This is a genomic window from Clostridium neuense, assembly GCF_045310695.1.
Taxonomy (GTDB): Bacteria; Bacillota; Clostridia; order Clostridiales; family Clostridiaceae; genus Clostridium_S; species Clostridium_S neuense.
In genome coordinates this window covers 360,402-374,418 of record NZ_JBJIAA010000001.1, presented here as the reverse complement: position 1 = coordinate 374,418, position 14,017 = coordinate 360,402, and the positions used below count along the sequence as shown (strand labels likewise).

The window sequence follows — 14,017 nt, the reverse complement described above, 5'->3', positions numbered from 1 at the left end:
AATACTATTTTAAATGCATGTTTTAATTATAATAAAATATATTGAAAAAAATTACTTGATTTGATATGATATATGCATAAATTTAGTATTAAGGAAAATATTATTTAAAAAGGATGGGTATATATATGAAAAGGTTAAAAAGCAAAAAGCTCATTGTTATAATTGCTGTATTAGCATTTATAATGAACTTTCCTGGTAGTGTTTTAGCATATACCGGAACTAATAGTAATTATCAAGTACTTTCAGAGAAAAAAGGGACAGGCATTGGCTATAAATTAAATCGCGTATCTAAAGTAACAAAGTATTCAACTAGCAATTTTGAAGTGTCATCTTATAATGATTTAAAAAGCAAGATTGCATATATACTTCAAAATAGAATTACTGATATTAATTTGCATATAACATATTCATACGGTGATAATGTAGATGTATTGAAAAATCAAATAGATGGTTTGCTAAATAATCCTCCAGTAGATGATTATACAGCTACATCCGTTTATAGTTATGATAGACTTGGTAGTGGATATGATGGTGATTTTAACATATCATTAAAGTATACTTATGTGGAAAGCAAGGATCAAGTAGACTATGTAGAAACTCAAGTTAAACAAATCTTATCTCAAATTATAAAGCCTGGCATGAGTGATTTACAGAAGGAAAAGGCAATACATGACTACATAGTTTTAAATGTAGCTTATGATGAAAGTGCACCTGATGTAAATCTTACTTATAGTGATTATAATGCAATTACAAAACATGTTGCTGTATGCGAGGGTTATGCACTTTTAGCTTATAGAATGCTTACAGATTCTAATATTGAAGCAAGAATAGTTGTAAGTGATAATTCAGAAAATGAAGTTGGACATGCTTGGAATATGGTAAAAATAAATGGAAATTGGTATCATTTAGATTGTACTTTCGATGATCCAGTTCCAGATGTAAAAGGTAGAGTAGAATATGACTATTTTAACAAGACTGACAGTGAGATAGGTGCAGATGGTGATCATCACTGGGATGGAACTAAATATCCTGCTGCTACTACTAAATTTGATGCTTCTGTTTTTCAGCAGCCTAGCATAGACGCTGTAACCTTGGGTAAAGATGCTGTAATAGATGTCCAAACCTCATATATTAAGGATAACACAAGCGTTGGCTTTAGCTTAGTTAAAGAAGATGGCAGCGATGCTTCAAAAACAAATGGTATGGACAATCTTGTGATGTTTGATGATAATGATCAATTGGTTATCTCACAAAATGAATATACAGGAGATTACTTTATTCCTTATTATGTTCCAGAAGGAAATTATAAAATAAAGGTTACAATAGGTGATAAAACATCATATTCTGATGTGATTTCAGTAAAAAGAGATTCTCAAATAACAGTTAATAACCTTAAGGATGGATATGTAGGTAAAGATCTTGCTTCAACTTTAACAGGAAGTGCATCAGATAAGGATGGCATTAGTTATTTAGCAGTTGACCTTGAAAATGCTAATGGTGACGATTTAGATTTAACTTCAGGAGATGTAACGGATAGTGGAGTTAAGGTATTCAAGTTAAATTCGGATGGAACTTTTTCAGAAAATATTCCTGCACTTAGCAATTTAAAAGATGGAAAATACACTATTACTTTGATGGCTTTTGATTCAAATGGAATTGAAACTTCAAAGGATATAAACTTTACAAAGGATTCAAATGCTTCAACTTACGATTGGCAAAGCATATTAAACAGCAAGCCTTGGAAAACTAAATATACTTCAGCAACAGAATTAAGCACTATTATGGATGTGAATGCCAATAAGACATTTACAGTTAAGTTTTCAGGTGATGTTGATTTTAATACGTTAAACAGTTCTAACGTTCAAATAATTGATGCTGAAAATGGAAACGTGGTTTCAAGCACAATTGCTAAAGCTACAAGTAACTCGGTACTAGTTACACCAAGTGCTAGCTTAGCAGCTGGAAGGGTATATTATATTGTTGTTAATAATGATACATTAAAATCTGCAGGTGGCAAGAATTTGAAAAATGCAGTTGTGTGTCCATTTAAGGTTGCAGATAAATAAGAGAAGATAAAAAGAGAAACAGCATAGCGCTCTGTTAAAGTAATGTGTTGATATTTAATTGATTTATTATGATATCAACACAATTCTTTAACAGAGCGCTATATGCACAATTATCGCTTAAAAGTATAGTATGAAAGCCTGCAAACTTAAAAGTATTTGACAAATTCTAAATACTATAATATAATGCAAGTTGAATTAAAAAAATTATTAATTGCTGAGAACGGGCAAAGTACTAGAAGTAAATAGTTAAAGAGAGCAGTGAGTGGTGTGAAACTGTACTATTGTTTTTAGGAAAAATCCCCCGGGAGCTGGAGACTGAAATTACAGTAAGTTTTCTCGTAATTCTGCGTTAAAGAATAGAGTATTATTGTGCTCGAAATTTAAAACTATTTAGGTGGTATAGCGAATTTAACTTCGTCCTATTGAGGACGGAGTTTTTTATTTAAAAAAATGGAAAAGAAGGGAGTTTATTTTGATGTACAAGAAGGTTGATGCAGAAAAATCATTTGTCGACATGGAAAAAGATACCCTCAATATGTGGAGTGAAAAAGATATTGTTAAAAAGAGCTTTGAACTAAATCAAGATGGAGAATATTTTACTTTTTATGATGGACCTCCTACAGCAAATGGAAAGCCACATGTAGGTCACGTTTTGACTAGGGTAATGAAGGATCTTATTCCTAGATATAAAGTTATGAGGGGGTATAAAGTTCTAAGAAAAGCAGGCTGGGATACCCACGGATTACCTGTAGAACTCGAAATAGAAAAGAAGCTTGGAATTTCAGGAAAACCTCAAATTGAAGAATACGGTGTTGAAAAGTTCGTTAAAGAGTGTAAAGAAAGTGTATTTTCTTATGTAAGTCTTTGGAAGGATATGTCTGAGAAGCTTGGATTTTGGGTTGACATGGATAATCCTTACGTAACATATCATAATGATTATATAGAGTCAGTATGGTGGGCACTTAAACAAATGTGGGATAAAGGACTTTTATACAAAGGACATAAAATTGTTCCATATTGCCCAAGATGCGGAACAGCTCTTTCATCACATGAGGTTGCGCAAGGATATAAAGATGTAAGAGAAGCTACAGCTTTTGTTAAATTCAAAGTAAAAGGCGAAGAAAATAAATATATATTAGCATGGACAACTACACCATGGACACTTCCAAGTAATGTAGCTTTAGCAGTAAACAAGGCATATGACTATGTTGAAGTTATAAATAATGGAGATCATTTAATACTTGCAAAGCAACTTTTGAGCGTACTAGAAGGGGAATACGAAATAGTTGACGAATTCAAGGGTGAAAAACTTCTTGGAGTTGAATATGAACAGTTATTTAAGTTCGCACATCCAGAAGAAAAAGCCTTTTATGTGGTTCATGGTGATTTTGTAACTCTTACAGATGGTACTGGAATAGTTCATATAGCACCTGCTTATGGTGAAGATGATAATCTTCTTGGAAAGAAAAATGGTCTTCCACTTGTAAATTTAGTTGATGCAGAGGGTAAATTTGTTGATGCGGTAGAACCTTGGAAGGGCTTATTTGTAAAGAAAGCAGATCCGAAAATTCTTGAGTATATGAAAGAAAATGGAACTTTATATAAATCAGAAAAGTTCACTCACTCATATCCACATTGCTGGAGATGTGATACACCACTTTTGTATTATCCAAAGGATAGCTGGTTTGTAAGAATGACATCTCTTAGAGATAAACTTGTTGAAAACAACAATAAAATTCACTGGTACCCAGACAACATAAGAACAGGAAGATTTGGAAAGTTCGTTGAAAATGTAATAGACTGGGGTATAAGCAGAGACAGATATTGGGGTACTCCACTTCCAATATGGGAATGTGAATGCGGACATAGAGAGTGCATAGGAAGTATTAAAGAGTTGAAGGAAAAGGGAATTAACGTTCCAGATGGCATAGAACTTCATAAGCCATATATTGATGAAGTTAAATTAAAATGTCCAAAATGCGGAAAACCTATGACAAGACAGCGCGAGGTTATAGATTGCTGGTTTGATTCAGGATCAATGCCTTTTGCACAACACCATTATCCTTTTGAAAATAAAGAAGTGTTTGATAAAACTTATCCAGCACAATTTATTTCAGAAGCTGTTGATCAGACAAGAGGATGGTTCTATACGTTACTTGCAATATCAACTGCTATCTTTGATAAGAGTTCCTTTGAGAACTGCATAGTTTTAGGCCACGTACTTGATAAAAATGGTCTTAAAATGTCAAAGCATAAGGGAAATGTTGTAGATCCATTTACAGTACTTGGGCATGAAGGCGGAGATGCTTGCAGATGGCATTTCTATACAGCTAGTGCACCATGGCTTCCAACAAGATTCTCAGAAGAGGATGTAGCTGAAACACAGAGAAAGTTTATTGGAACTTTATGGAACGTATATTCTTTCTATGTACTTTATGCTGAAATTGATAAATTTAATCCTGAGAACTATAAAGACTTTGTATCAGAAAATGTAATGGATAAATGGATAATTTCTAAACTTAATAGCTTAATAAAAGAAGTAAGTCATGATTTAGATACCTATGGAATAACTCAAGCTGCTCTTGCAATAGAAGAGTTTGTAGATAGACTTTCAAATTGGTATGTAAGAAGAAATAGAGCAAGATATTGGACTACTGAGCTTACAAATGATAAGATAGGAGCATATGTAACACTATACAATGTTCTTGTAACCTTATCAAAGGTATTGGCTCCATTTACTCCTTTTGTAACTGAAGAAATTTATCAAAGCCTTGTAGTAAGTCTCAATAAGGATGCTGTGGAAAGCGTTCATCTTTGCAAATGGCCAGAATACAATGAAAAACTTGTTGATAAAGAATTAGAAGGTCATATGGAACTTGCTTACAACATTGTTAAACTTGGAAGAAGTGCAAGGAACGGAGCTAATATAAAGAACAGACAGCCATTATCAGAAATGCTTATAAGTACTAAAGCACTTCCAGATTATTATGGAGATATCATAAAAGATGAGCTTAATGTTAAAAAGGTTCAATTTGGAGCAGATCTTTCAAAATATGTTGAGTTTGAAATAAAACCTAACTTACCTGTACTTGGAAAGACTTATGGAAAGCTAATTCCAGTAATAAGAAAAACGCTTGCTTCCATGAATCAAATGGAACTTGCACAGAAAGTAAACAATGGGGAAACTGTAAGAACTGATGTGAATGGAACAGAAATAGAGTTCAATAGCAGCAATCTTTTAGTTACTATGAGTGGACTTTCGGGCTTCGCTTTTGCGGGTCAAGGAGAAATAGGAGTAGTGCTTGAAACAACTATAACTCCAGAGCTTAAGGAAGAAGGCTTTGTAAGAGAAATACTAAGTAAGGTTCAAAATATGAGAAAAGAGAGCGGTTTTGAGGTTGCTGATAAGATTACTTTATATGTAGCAGGCAATGAAATGCTTGAAAATGTTATAAAGAAATTTGAAGATAACATTAAAAAGGAAACACTAGCATTAGAAGTTGTTTATGATGCTGAAAAGGCATATACAGAATGTTCTATAAATGGTGAAAAATTAAATGTTTTTGTTGAAAGAAAATAAATTAATTTAAAACATCATATAGTTAAGAATAGGGAAACAGTACTATGGTTAAAATATCTTATATAAATCATATTTTGTATTGTTTCCCTATTATATGCATTTGTAAGTATTAAAAGGTTTGCAATTTATTAAGAAATATGGTATAAAAAATAGTATAATAGCTATAATTAGATATATTTGTAATTACATATTGTGTAAAATTGAAATATAGGAGTTGATTAATAATGGCTGCCTCTATTAAAGATGTTGCTAAAGAAGCGGGAGTATCAATAGCCACGGTTTCAAGGGTATTGAATGATGTAGACGTTGTAAATGAAGAAACTAAAAAGAAAGTAATGGATGCAATAAAGAAATTAGATTATAGGCCTAATATAGTTGCTAGAAGCTTAAAAACTCAAAAAACAAGAACAATTGGTATAGTAATACCAGACATATCAAGCCAATTTTATCCTGAGATTGTAAGAGGAGCTGAAGACGTATCTAACATATATAACTACAATGTTATACTATGTAACACGGATTTGGATATGGAAAAGGAAAAAGAATATATAAGGGTATTAAAGGAAAAAATGGTCGATGGTGTTATATATATGAGTAGTTCACTTGCACCTGAAATAATATCTTTACTTCAAAACTTAAAATTACCTACAGTTCTAGTAGAAACTAGTGAAAAAGAAGGAACAGAAACTGAATTTTGCAGTGTAACTATAGATAATGAAAAAGCTGCATATGAAGCAGTTGAATATCTTATAAAAAAAGGAAATAAAAAAATTGCGTATATAGGAGTAAATCCTAAGATGGCTAATGCCAGTGCAATAAGATTTTATGGATATAAAAAAGCCTTAGAAGAAAATGGCTTAGAATTTGATGAGGATTTAGTACAATTTGGAGGACTTAAAGCTATAGACGGAAGTGATGGTATTTCAGCTATATTAAAAAAAGCAAAATTTGATGCTGTTTTCTGTGCTGGAGATGAAATAGCAATGGGAGCTATCAATGCTTTAAGAGAAAATAATATAAAGGTTCCAGAAGATGTTGATGTCGTTGGATTCGATAACATATATACTTCTTCAATTTTCTATCCAAAGCTTACAACTATAGAGCAGCCTACTTACGATATGGGTTCCGTTGGAATGAGAATGTTAATAAAAATAATAAACAAAAAAGAACTCGATCAGAAAAAATATGTTCTTCCGCATACATTGATAGAAAGAGATTCTTGTAAAAAGTAAGGTTACTGGTGTTTTTGCTGAGTCCTTATAAATTATAAAAAGATGATTTTCTTATTTAAAATTGAGAAAATCATCTTTTTTTATCTAATCTATATTTGAAGGAAAACTGCGGTTCATGACATTTTGTATATCTTTATCTGTCTTTAGAACCTTTATAAAAACGTCTACCATATTTCCATCAAATTGTGTCCACTTACATTTTTCTAATTCAGAAATGGCAATTTCAATAGAACTAGGATCTTTATAGGGACGTCTGGAGGTCATCACATCGAAGGAGTCTGCAATTGTTATTATTTTGGCAAGATAGGGAATAGCATCTCCGGAAAGTTTATTAGGATAGCCACTTCCATCATATTTTTCGTGATGACAAAGAACTAGTTCAGCCACAGGTTTTAAGTTTTCAATTGACTTTATAATATTATATCCTTTTCGAGGATGATTTTTTATTACTTCAAATTCGCTGTCTGTAAGCCTATCTGGTTTTTCCAAAATCTTATCTGGAATTCCAAGCTTGCCTATATCATGTAAAAGTGCAGCTTCCTTTAAAATTAGCATGTCCTTTTTTGAAAGATTAAGTGCTTTACCAAGTTTAAGAGCATAAATGCAAACTCTTTCTGTGTGCATATAGGTTACGGGAGATTTTGCTTCAATAGTATTTATAAGACAATTTACCATATGTAAAAGATCATCATATTTTGTTTTACTTTTATTATATGTATAAATTGCAAATAATATAGCCAAAAGAGGAAGTATTAGTTGTAGTGTAATGGGTTCTAGAAACATAAATTAAAACCTCCTTAATTCAGATCATAAGTAGCATCTAAAGATAAGCCACCCTGAAGCTTGAAATTTATTTGTACCAAAATGCTGTCTTATGGGCATTATGGTGCACATAAATTTCAACAGTTGAAGTAGTTTATCTATATCGTTATATAAATTATATAGTGCTTATGTTCAAAAATCAATTTAAATATTTATTTGAATAACTGAAAATATATGGTATAATGTTATAAGAATTGGTAAAATAAGGAATAAACCATTGTTATTTTAATATATATGGGGGAATGGGCATATGGATACTAAAACTAAGGTTAAGGAATTATTTTCTTACCTATTAAGCGTTAAAAATATGGATGAAGAAGTAATGAGAAATATAAATCAATATGATAAATTATATTGGAGGCAGGAACTTGAAAACAAGAACGGAGTTATTTTAAATAATGATGATAGAGAAGAATGGTTAGAAGTTGGAAAAGAAAATAAAAAATTGTATGATTCCTTTTTTCAGTTGTATTTGATGATACAGAAAAATAGTGAAAATATGGAGATTGTGTGGGGAAATCATATATTAGCATGGAATAATGGAGATAAAAAAATACTTCATCCTATATTTACAACTAAAATGGAGCTGAGCTTTGATGCTGAGGAGGGAAAATTTTTCTTAAAACCATATGATAATAGAACTATTATGGAATTGGACATGCTTGGCGGGATGACTATGCCTAATTTGGATAAGATAATTGAGGTTAAGAATGAATTTGAAAAGGAGCTTATTGATGTTAGAGATATTGAAAATGTAAAAGAAATTTTATATAAGACAGTGCACTATTTAAGTGCTGAAATTAATCCCGATGGAGAAATTAAAGAAAATATAAAAAATATTAGTGAAATTAAAGCAAATAATTATCCTGTTTTTTATGATGCTTCCTTAATTATAGTTAGGAAAACTGATAGTAGACTTTGGAATAAGGAACTTAATAATATAATTGATGTAGTTGATTTGGGATATCCTATACCACTTCCTATAAAAGCACTAGTGGAAACGGAAAAAATTGAAGCTGCTAAAAAGGAAAACGATGAGTGGAAGAGTGTTGGTGAAAATTTGCTTTTTCCGCTTCCTGCAAATGAAGAACAAAAAGAAATTGTTAATAAGCTATGTGATAACTTTGGCGTTGTTGTTCAGGGACCTCCGGGTACAGGTAAAAGTCATACTATAGTAAATTTAATATGCCATTTACTTGCTCATGGAAAAAGAGTTCTTGTAACAAGTCAAACTGGACGAGCTCTCAAGGTATTATCCGATAAGGTGCCAGAAGAAATAAGACCTCTTTGCATGAGTCTTCTTGGAGATGACACAAAATCTTTAAAAAACTTAGATGATTCTGTTAGAAAAATAACGGAAAATTTATCACTTAACCCAGACGATATAAATAAAGAAGTAATTCCACTGAAAAAGGAACTTTCAGAGTGCAGGATGAAACAAAAAAACCTATATGAAAAGATTAAAGAAGCTGAGTGTATTGAGACTAAGAAGCTTAATATTAAGGGTGAAATTTATACACTTATGGAAATTGCAAAATGGGTAAGGAAAAATGAGAGTGAGCTTAATTGGATTGACGATGAAATTTCAATGGATAGAGATTGTCCAATTAACGATCAGCAATTTGCTCATTTTATATATTTACTTAACAGTGTTAATAATAAAGATATAAATAAGGTAAATAGTGCACTTAAAGTTTTTTCAGAGCTTCCTCAATGCGATGAAGTTTGCAGCACAGTTGAGGATTATGTGGAACTTGAAAAGGAATATTTTAAAAATAAGGAAAATATAAAGGGGTGGTCTCTTCCATATAATGAAAAAGTAGACTATGATAAGGTAATTAACCTACTTGATAAAGCTGAAGATAAGATGGAATTTATAGAAAAAAGCTGGCTTAAGGAGCTTATGCTTTGCTACTATTCCAGCGAAGTTGAAAGACCGGAAATAAAGCATTTGTATGTTAAGTCTTCAGAATATATACGCCGTCTTTCGGATATACAAAGTAGGATAGTATCCCATAAAATTAAAATCCCTCAAAAGAAAGATTTTAATAAATTCGAGGCGGATTTTAAAAACATTTATTCTCATGCTAAATCAAATGGTAGAATAAACAAGCTATATAAAACTCTTCATAGGGAATATAGATACATTTTTAAAGAGTGTTTTGTGGATAACAACCCTATAGAATATGGAGAACAAGCTGAGATTGTAAAGCTTTATCTAGACAAAAACAACATAGAAAAAGAATTAATGGAACTTTGGAATAGCAATGTTAAAAAATTTAAGGGCGAAGAAATTAAAGAATTTGATGCTGATACTTTTGTAAAAATTGAGGGGGAGATTAAAAATCTTGGTGAAGTAGTTAATTGGAATATAAATTATAGAAGCAAAATTGTTGATAGCCTCGGAGAAATAACATTTTTAAATAATATAGATTGGTACAAAAAGGAAACTTATTCTTATTTAAAAAGAGGAATTTTAAGCATTAGAAATATTAAGAATTACGAGAAGGAGAAGACCTATATAAGTGGTGTGACCAAAATGTGCAGAAACACTTATGGAATTGATTGTTTAACGGATGGAATAGATAAAAGGGACACTCAAAAAATAAAAAAGGCTTATAATGAGATTCAAAGGCTAAAAGAACTTATTCCTGCTGTAAAGGAAATAAATATATTTAAAAATAAACTTGAATCGGCGGCACCTCTTTTTACGAGTAAACTTTTAAAGAGCAGTAAACGTGAGGCTTACAAAAATATATCGCAGGCCTGGAAATGGAAACAACTGAATGGTTTCTTAAAAAAGGCTCATAATCTTAGGACAGATATTTTGGAGAAAAATATAGAAAATGAAAAAATAAAAGAAAAGGTGCTTATTAAGGAGATAGTTGCAAAAAAAGCTTGGTACAATCAAATTGTGAATACGACGGACATTCAAAAAAGAAGCCTTTATGCATGGCTTCAAGCTGTAAAAAGAATTGGCAAGGGACGTGGAAAGTTTGCACTTAAATATAGAAATATGGCTCAAAGGGAAATGGAGAAGTGCAAGGATTGTATTCCGGTTTGGATAATGCCTTTAAACAAGGTTATAGAAAATATAAAATTAAATAAGAACTTATTTGACGTGGTTATATTTGATGAAAGCAGTCAAAGTGATATTTTTGGATTAAGTGCACTTATGCGTGGTAAGCGTGCGGTAATAGTTGGTGACGATAAGCAAATAAGTCCTCAAGCAGTTGGCATTGATGAGGAGAGTATAGATGAGCTTATAGATAGATACTTAAAAGAGATACCTCATTCAGAGTGGTTCGATTTACAGACAAGCCTTTACAATACTGCTCTTAGAGTATTTCCAGATAGACTTCTTTTGAGAGAGCATTTTAGATGTGCACCTGAGATAATAGGTTTTAGCAATAATTTGAGTTACTCTGGTGAAATAATTCCTCTGAGATATCCTAGAGGTAAGGAGGCTTTTATATATCCTATCAAAGCTGTAAAAGTTAAGAATGGAATTAAGGATAATATGAACCAAGTAAATATGAATGAGGCTAAGGAGATAGTTGATCAGATAGTAAAATGCTGCAATAATCCTCAGTATGATAATATGACTATGGGAGTTATCTCTCTACTTGGCGACCAACAGGCGGAGATTATTGAGAATCTTTTAAGGCACAGAATCGGCGAGAGAGAACTTTTAAGGAGAAAGCTTTTATGTGGTGATGCTTATTCCTTCCAAGGGGATGAGAGGGACGTTATGTTTTTATCTATGGTTGTTTCAAATAATAGTAAATTTACAGCACTAACTCGTGAGGCTGATGTTAGGAGATTTAATGTTGCAGCTAGCCGTGCTAGAAATCAGATGTGGATTTTTTATTCTGTTGATGAGGACAAGTTAAGCAGCAACTGTGTAAGAACTAAATTTCTCAGATATTGTTTAGATCCTAATATAGCTTCTTCTGAAAAAAATAGCGATAATATGGTCTTGGCTGGTGAATTTGAAAAGGATGTTTTTAATGCTGTTAAGAAGAGGGGCTATGACATAAAGCCGTTTGTTGGTCTTGGAAAATACAAGGTTGATTTTATAATAGAGGATGAAAACAATAGAATTGCTGTTGAATGTGATGGTGGAAGATGGAGCAATATTGAGGATTGGGAAAAGCATAGAGAAAGGCAAATGGCACTTGAGAGAGTTGGCTGGATTTTTTACCGAATAAGAGGAAGTGAGTTCTACAGAAATCAGGATAGAACCATAAATCGTCTGCTGAATAAACTTAATGAAATGGGAATAAAGAAGATAACTGCGTAAGGGTTAAATGAGGTGTCTTGGGCTGTGTTAAAGTAATGTGTTGATAATTAAAATAAAAAGTTTGTGGTGATTAAAATCTTCTAAGATGGTTAGAATTTAAAATATTCTATATGTCTTAGGAGGTTTTTATTTATGAATGATAGTACAGCTTCTAAATATGACACTAATGGATTGACTAACATTCCCAAAGTTTCATTAGACAGTATAGTAAATGAAATAAGTAAAATTAGAGATAGAACAGGAAAATGTTGCCCATATTGTAATCATAAAAGTATAGTTAAGTATGGTAGATATAAAAATATTCAAAGATATAAATGCAAAAAATGTAGTAGAACTTTTAATGATTTTAGTTTTACACCCATGCATAAAAGTCATTATCGCAGTAAATGGTCTTTATTCATTGAATGTATGATAGCAGGATATTCATTGCGTAAATCATCTCAAGTTTTAAAAATTTCGTTTGTTTCACTTTTTTATTGGAGGCATAAAGTTCTAGATTCGTTAAAGCTTCTAACCATAGAAGGATTTAAAGGAATTGTTGAAATGGATGATATGTATTTGGCTTACTCAGAGAAAGGGAAAAGGCATATAGTAGGTAGAGCACCAAGAAAAAGAGGATATAAGTATAAGCATATGGTAGTTGGAAAAGCAAAAGTATGTGTATTTTCGGCTGTTGATAGGAAAAATACTATAATTTCTAAAGTGGGTTGTTTAGGAAAAATTTACGAAAAGAGGATAGACAATATAATAGGAAAAAGCTTGTCTAGGGATAATATTCTATGTACTGATAACTGGAAAGCTTATATAAACTATGCAAAGAGAAAAGGGTTTGAACACCATATAGTAAACTTATTTTCTATTAGTAAAAAATACAATATACAAAGTGTAAAAAGCTATAACAGTAAATTTGAAATTTGGCTGAAAAAGTTTAGTGGTGTTGCTTCAAAATATCTTAATAATTATGCGGCTTGGTTTAAGTATGTTACTCGTATAGGTTTTAAAATTACATTTAATAACATAAGAAATATGCTCATAATGTCATGTATTAATAAAATTTATGAAACTTGTGATTCTATAAGGCTAAAAGAATTTTCTATATAAAATGGAATAATTAGATTAACTTTAAATAAAAATCAGTGGTACAAAATTGTCAGCAATATAATTATTCACATACATTTAAAGTATTACATAGCTATCAACACAAAAGTTTAACAAAGCATCAGAAATTTAAAACGAAATACTGTTATAAAAGTTTTTTAACACAAAACTTTAACACAGCTCAAGGTATGCTGTCACCTTCACCCACAGAGATGTTATTGCCCTCTTAACAAAGTACAAAATTAAATATATAATTAAAATAAGAAGAATTATACAAAAAATTGTTTATATATGGTTAAAGTGATTAAAAAAGAGAATGGAGAGTAGTTATGTGTGATAAGGTTGAGGATGAAAATGTTGAAGAAAGTACAAATGAAGAAGTTAATATAGTAGAGATTGTTGAGAAAATAAATCAAAGTATACAAGAAGTAAAGGAAGAATTTGATAGTAAGGTAAAGTATGATAGACATAAAGATAAGATAATAGATGAGCTTCATGAAGAGCTTCAAGAATATAAAGACGACATTATACATAAGCTTTTGAGACCAGTAATTACAGATATAATTTATACTATCGATAATAATAATAAAACAGTGCAGGCGTTAAAACAAAAGAATTTGGCTGAGATTGAACCTGAAAAATTAATAGGGATTATTGAAGGACAATCGGAGGATTTGGAAGATATATTGTATAGACAGGGAGTAGAAGAATTTACATATGTCATGCCGGAATTTGATCCTAAAAAACAGAAAATTGTAAAAACAGTTGAAACAGATGAAAAGGATAAAGATAGGACAATAGCCAAAAGCTTAAGAAAAGGATATATGTTTGAAGACAGAGTCATAAGACACGAACTTGTAGAAGTGTATGTATATAAAGAACAAAAATAATAGTATTTTCAGGAGGGGAAAACAAA

7 protein-coding genes and 1 other annotated feature are annotated in these 14,017 nt (G+C 31.3%); of the genes, 6 read left to right on the top strand and 1 reads right to left on the bottom strand.

What is annotated here, in order from left to right:
* Positions 1 to 125 precede the first annotated feature (125 nt).
* The 3 genes from ACJDT4_RS01600 (at position 126) to ACJDT4_RS01590 (ending at position 6,878) form a co-directional block, all read left to right on the top strand.
* Complete coding sequence (locus ACJDT4_RS01600; RefSeq protein ID WP_406785778.1) at positions 126 to 2,066, top strand: transglutaminase domain-containing protein; 1,941 nt, start codon at positions 126 to 128, stop codon at positions 2,064 to 2,066.
* 207 nt (positions 2,067 to 2,273) lie between these two features.
* Positions 2,274 to 2,491, top strand: a binding site (T-box leader).
* A 50-nt stretch (positions 2,492 to 2,541) separates the two neighbouring features.
* Positions 2,542 to 5,646 carry an isoleucine--tRNA ligase gene (gene ileS, locus ACJDT4_RS01595; RefSeq protein ID WP_406785777.1) on the top strand — a complete coding sequence of 1,035 codons (3,105 nt, stop codon included), beginning with the start codon at positions 2,542 to 2,544 and terminating at the stop codon, positions 5,644 to 5,646.
* A 224-nt stretch (positions 5,647 to 5,870) separates the two neighbouring features.
* Entirely contained in the window at positions 5,871 to 6,878 is a 1,008-nt protein-coding gene (locus tag ACJDT4_RS01590; RefSeq protein WP_406785776.1) for a LacI family DNA-binding transcriptional regulator, read from the top strand.
* Positions 6,879 to 6,962: 84 nt separating this feature from the next.
* Here ACJDT4_RS01590 and ACJDT4_RS01585 read toward each other — a convergent pair whose 3' ends face one another.
* Entirely contained in the window at positions 6,963 to 7,661 is a 699-nt protein-coding gene (locus ACJDT4_RS01585) for an HD-GYP domain-containing protein (RefSeq protein WP_406785775.1), read from the bottom strand.
* 289 nt (positions 7,662 to 7,950) lie between these two features.
* Between ACJDT4_RS01585 and ACJDT4_RS01580 the strand changes: the two genes are divergently transcribed.
* From ACJDT4_RS01580 to ACJDT4_RS01570, 3 genes are all read left to right on the top strand, one after another.
* A complete protein-coding gene (locus tag ACJDT4_RS01580; RefSeq protein WP_406785774.1) occupies positions 7,951 to 12,003 on the top strand; it encodes an AAA domain-containing protein in 4,053 nt (1,350 codons plus the stop codon).
* A gap of 132 nt (positions 12,004 to 12,135) precedes the next feature.
* Positions 12,136 to 13,104, top strand: coding sequence for an IS1595 family transposase (locus tag ACJDT4_RS01575; RefSeq protein WP_406785773.1), 969 nt, complete (start codon positions 12,136 to 12,138; stop codon positions 13,102 to 13,104).
* A gap of 326 nt (positions 13,105 to 13,430) precedes the next feature.
* Positions 13,431 to 13,991: a nucleotide exchange factor GrpE gene (locus ACJDT4_RS01570; RefSeq protein WP_406785772.1), complete on the top strand. Its 561-nt coding sequence runs from the start codon at positions 13,431 to 13,433 to the stop codon at positions 13,989 to 13,991.
* The last annotated feature ends 26 nt before the right edge of the window (positions 13,992 to 14,017 follow it).